Below are 14,682 nucleotides of genomic sequence, written 5' to 3' on the forward strand. Positions count from 1 at the left end.
TTGGCACTGGGAATGAGGTCGGTACAGAGTGAAATTATGAGTGGTTTAAAACACCATCTCAGGAATATCACCATTAACTAGCAATTTACCTGCCGTTTTGCTAATAATTTCATCAACTGATACGCCTGGTGCGCGTTCTAGTAAATGAAATGCGCCGTCTTTTACTTCTAGAACGGCTAAATCAGTAACTATTTTTTTAACACAGTTAACGCCCGTTAGCGGTAACGTACAGCTTTCTAATAACTTAGAGTCGCCGTGTTTACTGGCATGGGTCATGGTAACAATAATGTTTTTTGCACCTGCGACTAAATCCATCGCTCCGCCCATGCCTTTAATTAATTTTTTAGGGATCATCCATGAGGCTATAGAACCGTTTTGGTCTACCTCAAACGCGCCCAGAACGGTTAAGTCTACATGACCACCCCGTATCATGGCAAAACTATCTGCACTATTAAATATAGCTGCACCGGTAGCTGCCGTCACGGTTTCTTTACCCGCGTTGATCATATCCGCATCAACAGTGGCTTTAGTAGGGTATTCGCCCATGCCTAAAAGACCATTTTCGGACTGTAGCATAACTTCTATGCCATCGGGTACATAGTTTGCGACGAGTGTCGGAATACCAATGCCCAAATTAACATAAAACCCATCTTGTAACTCTTGAGCTACGCGCATTGCGACTTGTTCACGTGATAATGCCATTGTTAGTGCTCCTGCTTAATCTCGTGTGGTAACACGTTCAATGCGTTTTTCAAAGTTACCTTTTATAACGCGGTTAACAAAAATTCCTGGCGTATGTATTTGGCTTGGCTCAAGTTCGCCTGGCTCAACAATTTCCTCTACTTCTGCAACGGTAATTTTACCCGCAGTAGCCGCCATTGGATTGAAGTTCATGGCTGTATGACGAAATACTAAGTTGCCGTAGCGATCCGCTTTCCATGCTTTTACAATAGCGAATTCACCGGTAATTGACTCTTCTAAAATATAAGGGCGACCATTAAACTCTTTTACTTCTTTACCCTCAGCAACCGGTGTGCCGTAACCTGTGGCTGTGTAAAAAGCAGGTATTCCTGCACCACCAGCACGCATTTTTTCAGCAAGAGTACCTTGTGGCGTAAGTTCTACATCAATCTCGCCACTTAGTAGCTGCTGTTCAAACAAGGCATTTTCGCCAACGTATGAGGCGACCACTTTTTTAATTTGCTTGTCGTGCAGTAACAGCCCTAAACCAAAGTCATCAACACCACAGTTATTGGAAACAACGGTTAACTCTTTAGTTTGCATTTTTTTAATTTGGGCAATTAGACCCTCAGGGATACCACATAAGCCAAAACCACCGGCTATTATTGTATCGCCGTCTTTTAAACCTTCCATTGCAGCTTCATAACTAGAAACTACTTTATCAAAACCGGCCATGAGTCACTCCTCATTCTGTGCTATTTAATTATTGTGCGTGTAATGCTGCAGAAACCTTGCTAGCAGGTTGTTTGTTCAGTGCACTCGTAATTTGCCAACCTGCCTCAGCAAGCCTTTGTAAATCAATTCCATGCTCAATGCCAAGTCCTTGCAGTAAGTATACAACATCTTCGGTGGCAACATTTCCTGACGCGCCTTTGGCATATGGGCAGCCACCAAGGCCGGCAACAGCACTGTCAACCGTTGCTATACCAAGGTTTAGCGCAGCGTAAATATTTGTGAGCGCTTGCCCGTATGTGTCGTGAAAATGTACAGCAAGTTTAGATTTATCAATATGTTTAAGTAGCAATGTAAGTAGCTCTATTACTTTAGCGGGTGTGCCAACACCTATGGTGTCACCTAGGCTAATTTCATAACAGCCCATTTTTAAGAGTTTAGCAGCAACAGCCAGTACAGTATGAGGGTCAACATCTCCCTCATACGGGCAACCTAACACACAACTTACATAACCGCGTACGCGAATGTTATGCGCCTTTGCAAAAGCCATAACTTCACTAAAACGCGCCAAACTTTGCTCAATAGAGCAATTAATATTTTTTTGGCAAAATGCTTCGCTCGCTGCGGTAAATATTGCAAATTCTTTAATACCTACAGCATCTGCTGCCTCTGCCCCTTTTAAATTAGGGGTAAGGGCACTGAGATTAACCTCAGGTAAATTAAGTGCGCTGATTACTTCACTAGAGTCTGCCATTTGTGGCACCCATTTAGGTGAGACAAACGCACCGGCTTCTATGTCTTTTATGCCTGCAGCGGCGAGTGCGTTAATAAGCGTTATTTTATCAGCAGTTTCTACAGCGGCTTCATTTTGAAGTCCATCTCTGGCGCCCACTTCAACAATTCGCACTGCTTTAGGTAATAATGAACTCATATTAAGCGGGTTCCTCTGCAGTTGTGTCCTCAACAATGGCCAGTAATGCGCCATGGCTTACCAGTTCACCTTCAGCAAAGCAGTAGCTTTTAAGTACGCCATCATGTGGGGCATTAAGTGTGTATTCCATTTTCATCGCTTCAATAATAACCACAGCATCGCCTTTAGTGATGGTACTTCCCACCTCTAACAAGTGTTTAACTACAGTACCATTAAGCGGCGCAGCAAGGGGTAATGCCTCATTTTCATGTGAGCTGATGAAATGTTTATCAACACATTCAAACTTAGTTTGCAGTGCTTGGTTCATTACCGTAATGGCGTTATCAACGAGGCTTACATGCGCGGTGTGCTTGGCACCATTAATAAATACGCTGCAGTAACCATCAGCTAACTCACCTTGTACTTCAAAGGTATTGTCATTAATGGACATGCTGTAGCCTTGCGCGGTTTTTATTGCGCTTACAGGCGTATCGCTAAATGGAATGCTAATGTGTTGCGGCGCATTTAAACTAAACCCATGCAATTGTTGCCAAGGATTTGCACTACGTGTGTTACAGCCAAGTGATGCTAAATACGCAAAACCTGCAATTAAGCGGCTAGTTTGTAATAAAGACGGGTCAATAGTAACTAACGCTTCACCTTGCTCTGCAATAAAGTGGGTGCTTGGAGCACCTTGTTTAAAGCGTGGATGAATCGCTAAATTATATAAAAAGCTGATATTAGTGCTAAATCCGGCTAAATGAAATTGTGTTAATGCTTGTTGTAAACGCGAAAGTGCTTGGTCTCGGTTATCATCATGAACAATAAGTTTGGCAATCATTGGATCGTAATACGGGCTTATTTCATCACCTTGGGCAATACCAGTATCAATACGTACATATTCACTGTTAGCGGGCGTATATAGTGCCTCAATAGTGCCAGAGCACGGAATAAAGTCATTACTTGGATCTTCAGCGTAAATACGTGCTTCAAAACTGTGTCCTTGTAGCTGAATATCTGCTTGCGCTAAAGGTAACGCTAAACCACTGGCTACATTAATTTGCCAATTAACTAAATCAACGCCTGTGACCATTTCACTCACTGGGTGCTCTACTTGCAAGCGAGTATTCATTTCCATGAAAAAGAACTCATCACCACAGAGTAAAAATTCCACAGTGCCAGCGCCTCGGTAGTTAATTGCTAGGGCACATCTTACCGCGGCTTCGCCCATTTCTTTTCGCAATGAGTCTGATAAACCGGGGGCAGGCGCTTCTTCAATCACTTTTTGATGCCGACGCTGCAATGAACAATCACGATCACCTAAATACACACAGTTGCCATAGTTATCAGCAAATACTTGTACTTCAACATGGCGTGGTTGGTCAACATAACGCTCAAGCAAAACCAGATCATTACCAAAACCGGCAGTAGCTTCACGTTTAGCACCTTCTAATGCGCTTATAAACTCACTGGCTTTTGAAACTATACGCATGCCCTTACCACCGCCACCAAAGGCCGCTTTGATAAGCACAGGGTAGCCAATTTTTTCAGCCTCAGCTTGTAAAAAGCTAGGGTCTTGTTTATCGCCATAATAACCTGGCACCAAAGGAACATTAGCGGCTGCCATAATTTCTTTTGCACGGGTTTTAGAGCCCATAGCTTCTATGCTGCTTGCTGGTGGCCCAATAAAGGCAATGTTATTAGCTTCACAAACATTTGCAAATTCGCTGTTTTCAGATAAAAATCCATAGCCCGGGTGAATACAATCAGCACCACTCATTTTGGCAACGTTAAGTATTTTATCTGCAACTAGGTATGAGTCTTTACTCGGCGCTGCACCAATATGATAGGCTTCATCAGCCATTTTTACATGTTGAGCGTTTTTATCTGCATCTGAATAAACCGCAACCGTGGTCAAGCCCATTTGCTTTGCTGTTCGCATAATACGACAAGCAATCTCTCCGCGATTAGCAATCAGAATTTTTTGTAAGTGTACTGTGTTCATAATGCGTCCTAGAGTTGCCATTGGGGAGGGCGTTTTTCAAAAAAGGCAGTTAGACCTTCTTGACCTTCGTCTGATACACGAATTTTGGCTATACGTTCTGCAGTGAGCGCAATTATTTCGTTATCGATTTCTTTGTTTGCCACATCATTAATAAGCGCTTTAGCTGCTTTAACCGCTACCGGGCCATTATCTATCAGCGTTTGTAGTAGGTTATCCAGTGCACAGTCTAAATTTCCCGTAATTTGATGAATTAGCCCCAACTGCTTGGCCGTATGCGCATCAAATACTTCAGCCGTTAAAAAATAACGACGAGCAGCGCGTTCACCAATAGCTTTTATTACATAAGGGCTGATCACAGCAGGAATTAAACCTAATTTAACTTCACTTAAACAAAATTGAGCGTCGTCTTTACTGAGCGCAATATCACAGCAAGCAATTAATCCCAATGCGCCACCAAATGCTGCGCCTTGTACCGCACAAATTGTAGGGTGTGGGCTTTGTGCTAATACTTGCATTAACTTAGCCAGCTGCATTGAATCGGCCAAATTATCGTTATAGTTGTTATCTGCCATCGATTTCATCCAGGCTAAATCGGCACCGGCTGAAAAGTGTTTACCCTCAGTTTTTAATACAAGGGCACGAATATCGAGGGTATTAGCATGTTCAATACATTGAATGAGCTCATGGATAACGTCGCTATTAAAGGCATTACGTTTTTCTGGGCGACTTAAAACAAGTACAGCCACATTAGATTTTGTTATTTGTAGTGTTACTGACATTTTAAGCTCCCATTACATTCTAAATACGCCAAATTTCGATTCACGCTCAGGGGCATTTTTAGCTGCGCTAAGTGCAAGCCCAAGAACATTGCGTGTATCGGCCGGGTCAATAATGCCATCATCCCATAAACGGGCACTGGCATAATAAGGGTGACCTTGCTGTTCGTATTGATCGATGATTGGCTTTTTAAAATCGCTAATTTGTTGCTCGCTCATGCTTTCGCCTTTGCGGGCTAGACCATCTTGTTTTACTTGCGCCATTACACCAGCGGCTTGTTCGCCACCCATAACCGAAATACGGGCATTTGGCCACATCCACATCATGGTCGGTTCAAACGCTCGGCCACACATACCATAGTTACCTGCACCGTATGAGCCACCGATTAAAATAGTAAATTTGGGTACATCGGCACACGATACCGCCATTACCATTTTAGCCCCGTGCTTAGCAATGCCTTCAGACTCGTATTTTTTACCGACCATAAAGCCAGTGATGTTTTGTAAAAATACCAGGGGAATGTTGCGCTGAGCACACAGTTGAATAAAGTGTGCGCCTTTTTGCGCTGACTCACTAAATAAAATACCGTTGTTGGCCACTATGCCTACGGGATGACCATAAATGCTGGCAAAACCTGTTACCAGTGTTTCACCAAAGTAGCGTTTAAATTCATCAAACGATGAGTCATCGACAGTACGGGCAATGACCTCACGGATATCAAATGGCTTTTTAAGATCAGTACCGACAATGCCGTAAAGTTCGTTAATATCATAACGAGGGGCTTTTACTTCTTCGAGTAATGGTGAGGTAGGGCGCGAATAGTTAATTCGTTCAATACACTGGCGAGCAATCGACAAGGCATGAGCATCGTTTTCAGCGTAATGATCGGCCACACCTGATGTTTTACAGTGTACATCGGCGCCACCAAGCTCTTCTGCAGTAACTACTTCACCGGTGGCAGCTTTTACTAGTGGCGGACCAGCTAAAAAGATAGTGCCTTGCTCTTTTACAATAATACTTTCATCGGCCATAGCAGGAACATACGCACCACCTGCAGTACATAACCCCATAACCACAGCAATTTGTGGAATGCCTTTACCCGACATACGCGCTTGGTTATAAAAAATACGACCAAAATGCAGTTTGTCAGGGAATACGTCGTCTTGCTCAGGTAAGTTTGCGCCACCTGAGTCAACTAAATAAATACACGGTAAATGACAACGTTCGGCGATGTCTTGTGCGCGTAAATGCTTTTTAACAGTCAGCGGGAAATAGGTGCCGCCTTTTACTGTCGCATCATTAGCAATCACCATACATTCAACGCCTTTAACGCGACCAATACCTGCAACCACACCGGCACAAGGAATATCTTGTTCATAAACGCCAAAGGCAGCAAATTGCGATATTTCTAAAAATGGCGAGCCTTCATCTAGCAAAGTGGTAATACGGTCACGGACAAACAATTTACCGCGGCCTTCATGGCGCTCTTTTAAAGCAGCACCACCGCCTAAACGTATTGTTGCTGCTTTACTGCGTAAATCATCCACTAGCGCCGACATGTTGTTGTGATTTTGCACAAAATTTGGATCATGCGGATTAACGCTCGATTTTAAAATCGTCATAACTAATCCTTAGCGGCTTTCAGTGAATAATTCGCGACCAATTAACATACGGCGTATTTCTGAGGTGCCTGCACCAATTTCATACAATTTCGCATCACGCAGTAAACGACCTGTTGCGTATTCATTTATATAACCATTGCCGCCTAAAATCTGAATTGCGTCTAATGCCATTTTAGTTGCAAGCTCAGCAGCGTATAAAATTGCGCCAGCAGCGTCTTTACGGGTGGTTTCGCCGCGATCACATGCTTTTGCTACTGTGTACACATATGAGCGAGCTGCATTCATTTGTGTATACATATCAGCAATTTTGCCTTGTATTAACTGAAATTGACCAATAGGGCTGTCAAATTGCTTACGCTCATGGATGTAAGGCACCACAATATCCATACACGCTTGCATTATGCCAAGTGGGCCGGCCGCTAAAACAACACGCTCATAATCAAGGCCACTCATAAGTACCTTAACGCCTTCGTTTAAGTTACCTAAAATATTTTCTTCGGGTACTTCACAGTTTTCAAATACCAATTCACAGGTATTTGAACCACGCATGCCGAGCTTGTCGAGCTTTTGTGCGGTTGAAAAACCAGGGAATGTTTTTTCTACAATAAAGGCTGTAATCCCTTTAGCACCAGCGTTTAAATCTGTTTTTGCATAAATTACCAACGTATCTGCGTCAGGGCCATTAGTGATCCACATTTTATTACCATTTAAAATGTACTTATCGCCTTTTTTCTCTGCTTTAAGTTTCATAGAAACAACATCAGAGCCCGCGTTAGGTTCACTCATCGCCAGTGCACCAATGTGCTCACCACTAATAAGTTTAGGTAAGTATTTTTCTTTTTGTGCTTGTGAACCATTACGGTTTATTTGATTAACACACAGGTTTGAATGCGCACCGTAACTTAAACCAATAGAGGCACTTGCACGGCTAATTTCTTCCATGGCAATAACGTGCTCTAAATAGCCTAAGCCAGCACCACCAAATTCTTCATCCACGGTCATGCCAAGCACGCCCATTTCACCCATTTGCGGCCAAAGTTCATTGGGGAACGCATTATCAAGGTCAGTTTTTTCAGCTAGTGGGGCAATTTCTTGACTGGCAAAGCTGTTTACGTGACTGCGGATCATATCTGCAGTTTCGCCAAGGCCAAAGTTCATTTCTTTATATAGTGAAATAGTGCTCATGATTAATTCCTGTGTGTTGATGACGTTGTTATATTTTATTCATCTATTTTGCTAAGCGTGTCGCGACAGCGACGTTCAGCGGTGACCAGTTCCATAAGAACCACTTTAATGTCATCCATCTGTTGTGAAAGATCGGCTTTTTTCTCACTGATAAGGTCAAGCATGGTGACTAACTGTTTTGCACTTGATTTATCAGCATCGTACAGTTCAAACAAACGACCAGTTTCAGCTAAGGTGAAACCTAAACGCTTGCCGCGCAGTATTAGCTTTAGGCGAACCTTGTCGCGCTTTGAGTAAATACGTGTTTGGCCATTGCGCTCTGGCGATATTAACCCTTGGTCTTCGTAGAAACGGATAGAGCGGGTGGTAATATCAAATTCTTTAGCCAATTCACTAATGCTAAAAGTTTGTTCGTTTTTAGCCGGCTCGTTGGCTGAATTTGCAAAGTTTGTTTGATTATCTGATTTCATTGTAATGTTTACCTCATTCGAATAACTCCAATATAAGTGAAGTTTACGTAAAGGTAAAGTGCGATCTGGTTGTTATACTTTAGACGTATAAAATAAAAGCGGAAATACAGCAGAAGTTGAGTGTTTATAAACGTTATAAGCCAGTTAGACAGTATGTAATAATTTTTTAGCAAGCTAACTTTACAGTTTTTACACTAATTAGAAAGTTGATTTTAGATTTACGTTGGCGTAAACGTAAATTTTATGTATGCTCGTATTTATCAGATTAGTTTAAACATTAAGCTAAACATAATAAAACATGTTTGCGTTAATTGAAAATGGAGCCTTTTATGTCTTTCGAAAGCGTTGTAATTGTAGCAGCAAAACGCACCCCAATGGGTGGATTTATGGGCGCACTAAGTGATGCGCAGTCTACCGAATTAGGTGCTACGGCCATTGCAGGTGCACTTGCTCAAACGGGTTTAAGCAATGATGCAATTGATGAAGTAATTATGGGCTGCGTATTGCCAGCCGGTTTAGGCCAAGCACCTTCGCGTCAAGCAATGCTTAAAGCGGGGCTTGCACTAAGCACCGGCGCTACCACTATTAATAAAGTATGTGGCTCTGGATTAAAAGCCGCGATGTTAGCGAATGACCTTATTAAAGCAGGTTCTATTGAATCAGCAATCGCTGGTGGTATGGAAAGCATGACCAATGCACCTTACTTTATTCCTAAAGCCCGTGGCGGTATGCGTATGGGCCATGGCGAAATCAAAGATCACATGATGAGTGATGGCCTAGAAGACGCCTACGACAATAAAGCAATGGGTTGCTTTGCTCAAGACACAGCCGATGAATATGGTATTGGTCGTGAGCAAATGGATACGTTTGCACTGGGTTCATTAAGTAAAGCAAACGCAGCCATAGAGAATGGGTGGTTTGATAACGAGATCACTCCGCACACTATTAAAACGCGTAAAGGCGATGTCACTGTTTCAATTGATGAGCAACCTGGCAACGCACGCCCTGAAAAAATTCCAAGCTTAAGAGCTGCATTTAAAAAAGACGGCACTATTACTGCCGCTAATTCATCGTCTATTTCAGATGGTGGTGCTGCGCTAATACTAATGAGCGAATCAAAAGCAAAAGCTGAGGGTTTAACGCCACTTTGTAGAATTGTTGCTCACAGTACTCACTCTCAAAAACCAAGTGAATTTACCGTAGCTCCAGTGGGCGCAATGAACAGCGTTCTTGAAAAAGCTGGCTGGACAACCGCCGATGTTGATTTATGGGAAATTAATGAAGCGTTTGCCATGGTCACTATGCTGGCTATTAACGAATTAAAGCTCGATGAAAGCAAAGTAAACGTTAATGGTGGTGCGTGTGCACTAGGCCACCCAATTGGTGCTAGTGGCGCACGTATTTTAGTAACACTTATTCATGCGCTTAAAAACCGAGGCCTCAAAAAAGGCGTTGCGTCTTTGTGTATAGGTGGCGGTGAAGCCGTTGCTATGGCAGTCGAAGCACTTTAACTGATAACAAAGCCGCAGCAACTATAACAATCACAGCGCTGCGGCAATTAAATTGACTCAATAGGATTTATTATGCACCAAGTACCTTTACTAATTAACGGCGAGTTCGTTCAGTCAACGTCAAATGAATTAATTGATGTTGTAAACCCAGCTAATCAAGAAGTGCTCGCGCAAGCGCCATGCGCTACAGACGCAGAGATGGATGCGGCGATTGCATCAGCAAGCGAAACATTTAAAACATGGAAAGATGTGCCTATTACAGAGCGTGCGCGCATTATGATGAAATACGCGGCGCTATTAAAAGAAAACCATGATGAACTAGCCACTATTATTTGTCATGAGCTAGGCAAAACGTTTGAAGATGCAAAAGGTGATGTGTGGCGTGGTATTGAGGTAGTTGAACAAGCTGCTAATGCGCCGTCGTTAATGATGGGTGAAACCATGGAAAACGTAGCACGCAAAATTGATACGTATTCTTACATGCAACCACTGGGTGTGTGTGCAGGTATTACGCCATTTAACTTTCCGGCAATGATCCCATTGTGGATGTTCCCACTGGCAATTGTGTGTGGTAACACCTTTATTTTAAAACCGTCTGAGCAAGATCCGCTTACTCCTATGCGCTTAGCTGAGCTATTTATTGAAGCTGGTGCACCAAAAGGTGTGTTACAAGTTGTGCACGGTACTAAACCACAAGTAGACCGCTTATTAGAAGACAAAGCCGTACGTGCTATCTCATTTGTGGGTTCATGTGGTGTAGGTGCATACATTTACTCTAAAGGCACACAAAACTTAAAACGTGTTCAAGCGTGTGTTGGCGCTAAAAACCACATGGTAATTATGCCTGATGCGAGTAAATCGCATGTTGTTAATAACCTTGTGGGTGCCTCTGTAGGTGCGGCAGGTCAGCGCTGTATGGGTATCTCTGTGGCGGTATTTGTTGGTCAAGCAAAAGACTGGGTTGATGAAATTAAAGCAGGCTTTGAAGGTGTACGCCCAGGTGTTTGGGATGATGCAGACGCGGCTTATGGCCCACAAACATCACCTGCTGCAAAAGCACGTATTTTATCACTGATTGCTGATGGTAAAGCACAAGGAGCTACCTGTTTAATTGATGGCTCTGATTTTACCGTTGAAGGTTACGAGCAAGGTAACTGGGTAGGTCCTACGTTATTTACTGATGTAACCAAAGATATGAACTTGTACAAAGAAGAGATTTTTGGCCCTGTATTGGCGTGTATGTTTGTTGATACCCTTGAAGAAGCCATTGCGCTTATTAACGAAAGCCCTTACGGCAACGGTACTTCATTATTTACCTCAAGTGGTGCGGCTGCACGTAAATTCCAACACGAAATTGAAGTAGGCCAAGTGGGTATTAATGTGCCAATTCCTGTGCCTTTACCATTTTTCTCGTTTACGGGTTGGAAAGGCTCATTCTACGGCGATACACACACGTATGGTAAACAAGGTATTCGTTTTTACACAGAAACCAAAACCATTACTTCTCGCTGGTTTGAAGATGATATCGCTTCAGGTCCAAATATGAGTATTAATCTTAAGTAACAGTTTAACCGCATAATCAATAAAAAAGAGGGGCACAACACATAATGTTGTCGCTCCTCACTAATAACTCCCTTGATGGGATGCACCGACAACAAACAAAACACAACAAGAGGTCTACCATGGACTTTAACTTATCTGAAGATCAACAAGCTTTTGCGCAAACGGCGCGCCAATTCGCAGAATCTGAACTAGCACCACATGCAGCTAAGTGGGATCGCGAACATATTTTCCCAAAAGACACAATAAAAGCCGCTGGTGAGCTTGGTTTTTGTGGCTTATACACGCCTGAAGAAGCCGGTGGCTTAGGTTTATCTCGTTTAGATTCAAGCATTATTTTTGAGCAACTTGCACTGGGTTGTACAGCAACTACGGCTATGCTGACCATTCATAATATGGCAACCTGGATGATCGCAAGCTTTGGCACCGATGCGGTAAAAGACAAATACGTTGAGCAATTGGTAATGGGTGAATTACTGGCATCGTACTGTTTAACTGAGCCAGGCTCTGGCTCTGATGCTGCGTCATTAAAAACTAAAGCAGTTCGTGATGGTGATGAGTATGTTATTAACGGCTCAAAAATGTTTATTTCAGGCGCCGGTGAAACAGAAATTTTAGTAGTAATGGCTCGTACTGGGGCTGATGGCCCAAGTGGCATTTCAGCGTTTGTTGTACCAGCAGATGCCAAAGGTATTGAGTACGGCAAAGCAGAAGAAAAAATGGGTTGGAATGCCCAGCCAACACGCTTAATCAGTTTTGAAGATGTACGAATTCCAGCAGCAAACTTGTTAGGCGCTGAGGGCGAAGGCTTTAAGTTTGCCATGCAAGGTTTAGATGGCGGCCGTATTAATATTGCAACTTGCTCTATTGGTACTGCACAAGCTGCACTTAATACCGCACGTGAGTATTTAAAAGAGCGTACCCAATTTGGTAAGCCATTGGCTGCGTTTCAAGCGCTACAATTTAAAATTGCCGATATGAATACCGAGCTTGTAGCAGCGCGCCAAATGGTACGACTCGCGGCGTTTAAACTTGATACTAACGACAGTGAAAAAACTACTTATTGTGCTATGGCTAAACGCTTTGCAACCGATGTTGGTTTTACTGTGTGTAACGATGCGCTGCAAATTCATGGGGGCTACGGTTACATTAAAGAGTACCCACTTGAACGCCACGTACGCGATGTACGTGTTCATCAAATTTTAGAAGGCACTAACGAAATTATGCGCGTGATTATTGCGCGTCGTATCTTAGCCGAATCAGCCAGCGAAGTTTTATAAGGAGATTAGTATGTCAAATCCTAGCATTGAGTTAACTATTGAAGGCCATGTAGCTATTTTAACTATGTCGAATCCGCCAGCGAATACCTGGACGAAAGACACCTTAGTAGCGCTTAAAGACACAGTTAATCAGCTCAACACCAATAAAAATATTTATGCATTAGTACTGACTGGTGAAGGCGAAAAGTTTTTTAGCGCCGGTGCCGACCTAAATGTATTTGCAGGTGGCGATAAAGGTGTAGCTGCAGATATGTCATGTGTATTTGGTGAAGCGTTTGAAGCGTTAACTAATTTTAGAGGCGTGTCGGTTGCAGCCATTAATGGCTATGCAATGGGTGGCGGGCTTGAAGTAGCGCTTGCTTGCGACATTCGTATTGCAGAAGAGCAAGCACAAATGGCATTGCCTGAAGCAAAAGTGGGTTTATTACCCTGTGCTGGTGGAACGCAAAACTTAGCATGGCTAGTGGGTGAAGGCTGGGCAAAACGCATGATTTTATGCGGTGAGCGCTTAAAAGCCGATAAAGCCCTACAAATTGGCTTAGTGGAAGAAGTGGTTGCACAAGGTGAAAGCTTTGCAGCAGCACTAAAACTAGCTAACCAAGTGGCAGAGCAAAGCCCATCGTCGGTTGCTGCATGTAAAACATTGATTCAAAAAGGGCGTCATCAACCAATGGCGAATGCATTGCCACTGGAGCGAGAGCTGTTTGTTGGTTTATTTGATACCGAAGATCAGCAAGAGGGCGTGAACGCCTTTTTAGAAAAACGCAAAGCTAATTGGGTGAATGGCTAATGAGTGAATTAACCCGTTTAAATTCAGCTGATGCTGCCGTGGTATTCGAAACGGCAACCACAGACAATGGCCGACTCATTGGTTTTGCTACGCTTAACGCGCCGAAGTCATTAAACGCGTTAAATTTTGAGATGATCAGCTTACTTGAGCCACAACTACAGCAATGGGACAAAGACGATAACATTGCATTAGTGGTTCTTAAAGGTGCTGGTGAAAAAGCATTTTGTGCCGGTGGCGATGTAGTGAGCTTACACAAAGCAATGAGTGAGGGTAAACCGAGCTCACTGGTTGAAGAGTTTTTTACTCAAGAGTATCAACTCGATTACCTTATACATTGCTATAACAAACCCATTTTAGTCTGGGGTAACGGTATTGTAATGGGCGGCGGTTTAGGTTTAATGGCCGGTGCCAGTCATCGTGTTGTTACCGAAACATCACGCATTGCCATGCCAGAGCAAACCATTGGGCTTTACCCTGATGTAGGTGGCAGTTATTTTTTACATAAAATGCCCGCCCATGTTGGTTTGTTTTTAGGGCTGACCTCAGCATCTATAAATTGTGAAGACGCTAAGCTTGTATCGCTTGCCGATCACTTTATAAATGCCGATAAATACCCAGAGCTTGTTGAAACGTTACTCAATACTAAATGGGGTAAAACAGCAAGTTTAAACCACGACAAGCTAAGTAACTTGCTTATTGAGTTAGATAACAACTCTAGCCGTATGCCAAGAGGTAATTTAAAAGCAAACTTATCGCTAATTCAAAAGTTAGGCGAGTTTGACACGTTACAGCAGCAGGTCGATTACATTTTAAATCTAACCACAGATGACAAATGGCTACAACGTGCACAAAAATCGTTGGCGCATGGTTGTCCATTAAGTTGTGCTTTAGTGAGTGAGCAGCTTAAACACAGCAAAGGCAAAAACTTAGCTGAGTGTTTTAAAATGGAATTAGGTATGTCGGTTCGTGCTGGCGAAGTGGGCGAGTTTCAAGAAGGTGTACGAGCCTTACTAATCGATAAAGACGGTACGCCACAGTGGCAGTTTAAAACCTTAGCTAATGTGCCAAGCGAAGTAGTAGAGAGCTTTTTTGTAAATCGCTTTGGCGAGCAACATCCGCTAGAGCCGTACTTTTCACAACTAAATTTACAAGGGTAAAG

At 43.0% G+C, this 14,682-nt stretch carries 13 protein-coding genes; 5 read left to right on the forward strand and 8 right to left on the reverse strand.

The window, feature by feature from the left end:
• Positions 1 to 45 precede the first annotated feature (45 nt).
• From P20439_RS08225 to P20439_RS08260, 8 genes are read right to left on the reverse strand one after another with little or no spacing between them, the layout of a single operon-like run.
• A complete protein-coding gene (locus P20439_RS08225) occupies positions 46 to 702 on the reverse strand; it encodes a 3-oxoacid CoA-transferase subunit B (protein WP_008114705.1) in 657 nt (218 codons plus the stop codon).
• A gap of 15 nt (positions 703 to 717) precedes the next feature.
• Entirely contained in the window at positions 718 to 1,416 is a 699-nt protein-coding gene (locus tag P20439_RS08230; protein WP_008114703.1) for a CoA transferase subunit A, read from the reverse strand.
• A gap of 28 nt (positions 1,417 to 1,444) precedes the next feature.
• Positions 1,445 to 2,344, reverse strand: coding sequence for a hydroxymethylglutaryl-CoA lyase (locus P20439_RS08235; protein ID WP_008114701.1), 900 nt, complete (start codon positions 2,342 to 2,344; stop codon positions 1,445 to 1,447).
• Between the two features lies 1 nt (position 2,345).
• On the reverse strand, positions 2,346 to 4,328 hold the full coding sequence (locus P20439_RS08240; RefSeq protein ID WP_008114699.1) for an acetyl/propionyl/methylcrotonyl-CoA carboxylase subunit alpha: 1,983 nt from the start codon (positions 4,326 to 4,328) through the stop codon (positions 2,346 to 2,348).
• 8 nt (positions 4,329 to 4,336) lie between these two features.
• Positions 4,337 to 5,107 (reverse strand): enoyl-CoA hydratase/isomerase family protein, encoded by a 771-nt coding sequence (locus P20439_RS08245; protein ID WP_008114697.1) that lies wholly within the window; start codon positions 5,105 to 5,107, stop codon positions 4,337 to 4,339.
• Positions 5,108 to 5,119: 12 nt separating this feature from the next.
• Positions 5,120 to 6,727, reverse strand: coding sequence for a carboxyl transferase domain-containing protein (locus P20439_RS08250; protein ID WP_008114695.1), 1,608 nt, complete (start codon positions 6,725 to 6,727; stop codon positions 5,120 to 5,122).
• 9 nt (positions 6,728 to 6,736) lie between these two features.
• Positions 6,737 to 7,912 (reverse strand): isovaleryl-CoA dehydrogenase, encoded by a 1,176-nt coding sequence (locus P20439_RS08255; protein ID WP_008114693.1) that lies wholly within the window; start codon positions 7,910 to 7,912, stop codon positions 6,737 to 6,739.
• Positions 7,913 to 7,947: 35 nt separating this feature from the next.
• Positions 7,948 to 8,382, reverse strand: coding sequence for a MerR family DNA-binding transcriptional regulator (locus P20439_RS08260; RefSeq protein ID WP_008114692.1), 435 nt, complete (start codon positions 8,380 to 8,382; stop codon positions 7,948 to 7,950).
• A 329-nt stretch (positions 8,383 to 8,711) separates the two neighbouring features.
• Here P20439_RS08260 and P20439_RS08265 point away from each other — a divergent pair, with 329 nt between their 5' ends.
• From P20439_RS08265 to P20439_RS08285, 5 genes are all read left to right on the forward strand, one after another.
• Positions 8,712 to 9,893 carry a thiolase family protein gene (locus tag P20439_RS08265; RefSeq protein WP_008114690.1) on the forward strand — a complete coding sequence of 394 codons (1,182 nt, stop codon included), beginning with the start codon at positions 8,712 to 8,714 and terminating at the stop codon, positions 9,891 to 9,893.
• A 72-nt stretch (positions 9,894 to 9,965) separates the two neighbouring features.
• Positions 9,966 to 11,456: a CoA-acylating methylmalonate-semialdehyde dehydrogenase gene (locus P20439_RS08270; RefSeq protein ID WP_008466065.1), complete on the forward strand. Its 1,491-nt coding sequence runs from the start codon at positions 9,966 to 9,968 to the stop codon at positions 11,454 to 11,456.
• A gap of 119 nt (positions 11,457 to 11,575) precedes the next feature.
• Positions 11,576 to 12,733 carry an acyl-CoA dehydrogenase family protein gene (locus tag P20439_RS08275; protein ID WP_008114688.1) on the forward strand — a complete coding sequence of 386 codons (1,158 nt, stop codon included), beginning with the start codon at positions 11,576 to 11,578 and terminating at the stop codon, positions 12,731 to 12,733.
• Between the two features lie 10 nt (positions 12,734 to 12,743).
• Positions 12,744 to 13,523, forward strand: coding sequence for an enoyl-CoA hydratase (locus P20439_RS08280; RefSeq protein ID WP_008114687.1), 780 nt, complete (start codon positions 12,744 to 12,746; stop codon positions 13,521 to 13,523).
• Positions 13,523 to 14,680, forward strand: coding sequence for an enoyl-CoA hydratase/isomerase family protein (locus tag P20439_RS08285; RefSeq protein WP_008114686.1), 1,158 nt, complete (start codon positions 13,523 to 13,525; stop codon positions 14,678 to 14,680). The genes P20439_RS08280 and P20439_RS08285 overlap by 1 nt, the downstream gene beginning before the upstream one ends.
• Positions 14,681 to 14,682: the final 2 nt, after the last annotated feature.

Origin of the sequence: Pseudoalteromonas sp. BSi20439, from assembly GCF_000241165.1 — a bacterium.
Taxonomy (GTDB): Bacteria; Pseudomonadota; Gammaproteobacteria; order Enterobacterales; family Alteromonadaceae; genus Pseudoalteromonas.

Coding starts and splice junctions, on each gene's coding strand:
- P20439_RS08225 (WP_008114705.1), bottom strand. CDS start 702: ATGGCATTATCACGTGAACAAGTCGCAATGCGCGTAGCTCAAGAGTTA.
- P20439_RS08230 (WP_008114703.1), bottom strand. CDS start 1,416: ATGGCCGGTTTTGATAAAGTAGTTTCTAGTTATGAAGCTGCAATGGAA.
- P20439_RS08235 (WP_008114701.1), bottom strand. CDS start 2,344: ATGAGTTCATTATTACCTAAAGCAGTGCGAATTGTTGAAGTGGGCGCC.
- P20439_RS08240 (WP_008114699.1), bottom strand. CDS start 4,328: ATGAACACAGTACACTTACAAAAAATTCTGATTGCTAATCGCGGAGAG.
- P20439_RS08245 (WP_008114697.1), bottom strand. CDS start 5,107: ATGTCAGTAACACTACAAATAACAAAATCTAATGTGGCTGTACTTGTT.
- P20439_RS08250 (WP_008114695.1), bottom strand. CDS start 6,727: ATGACGATTTTAAAATCGAGCGTTAATCCGCATGATCCAAATTTTGTG.
- P20439_RS08255 (WP_008114693.1), bottom strand. CDS start 7,912: ATGAGCACTATTTCACTATATAAAGAAATGAACTTTGGCCTTGGCGAA.
- P20439_RS08260 (WP_008114692.1), bottom strand. CDS start 8,382: ATGAAATCAGATAATCAAACAAACTTTGCAAATTCAGCCAACGAGCCG.
- P20439_RS08265 (WP_008114690.1), top strand. CDS start 8,712: ATGTCTTTCGAAAGCGTTGTAATTGTAGCAGCAAAACGCACCCCAATG.
- P20439_RS08270 (WP_008466065.1), top strand. CDS start 9,966: ATGCACCAAGTACCTTTACTAATTAACGGCGAGTTCGTTCAGTCAACG.
- P20439_RS08275 (WP_008114688.1), top strand. CDS start 11,576: ATGGACTTTAACTTATCTGAAGATCAACAAGCTTTTGCGCAAACGGCG.
- P20439_RS08280 (WP_008114687.1), top strand. CDS start 12,744: ATGTCAAATCCTAGCATTGAGTTAACTATTGAAGGCCATGTAGCTATT.
- P20439_RS08285 (WP_008114686.1), top strand. CDS start 13,523: ATGAGTGAATTAACCCGTTTAAATTCAGCTGATGCTGCCGTGGTATTC.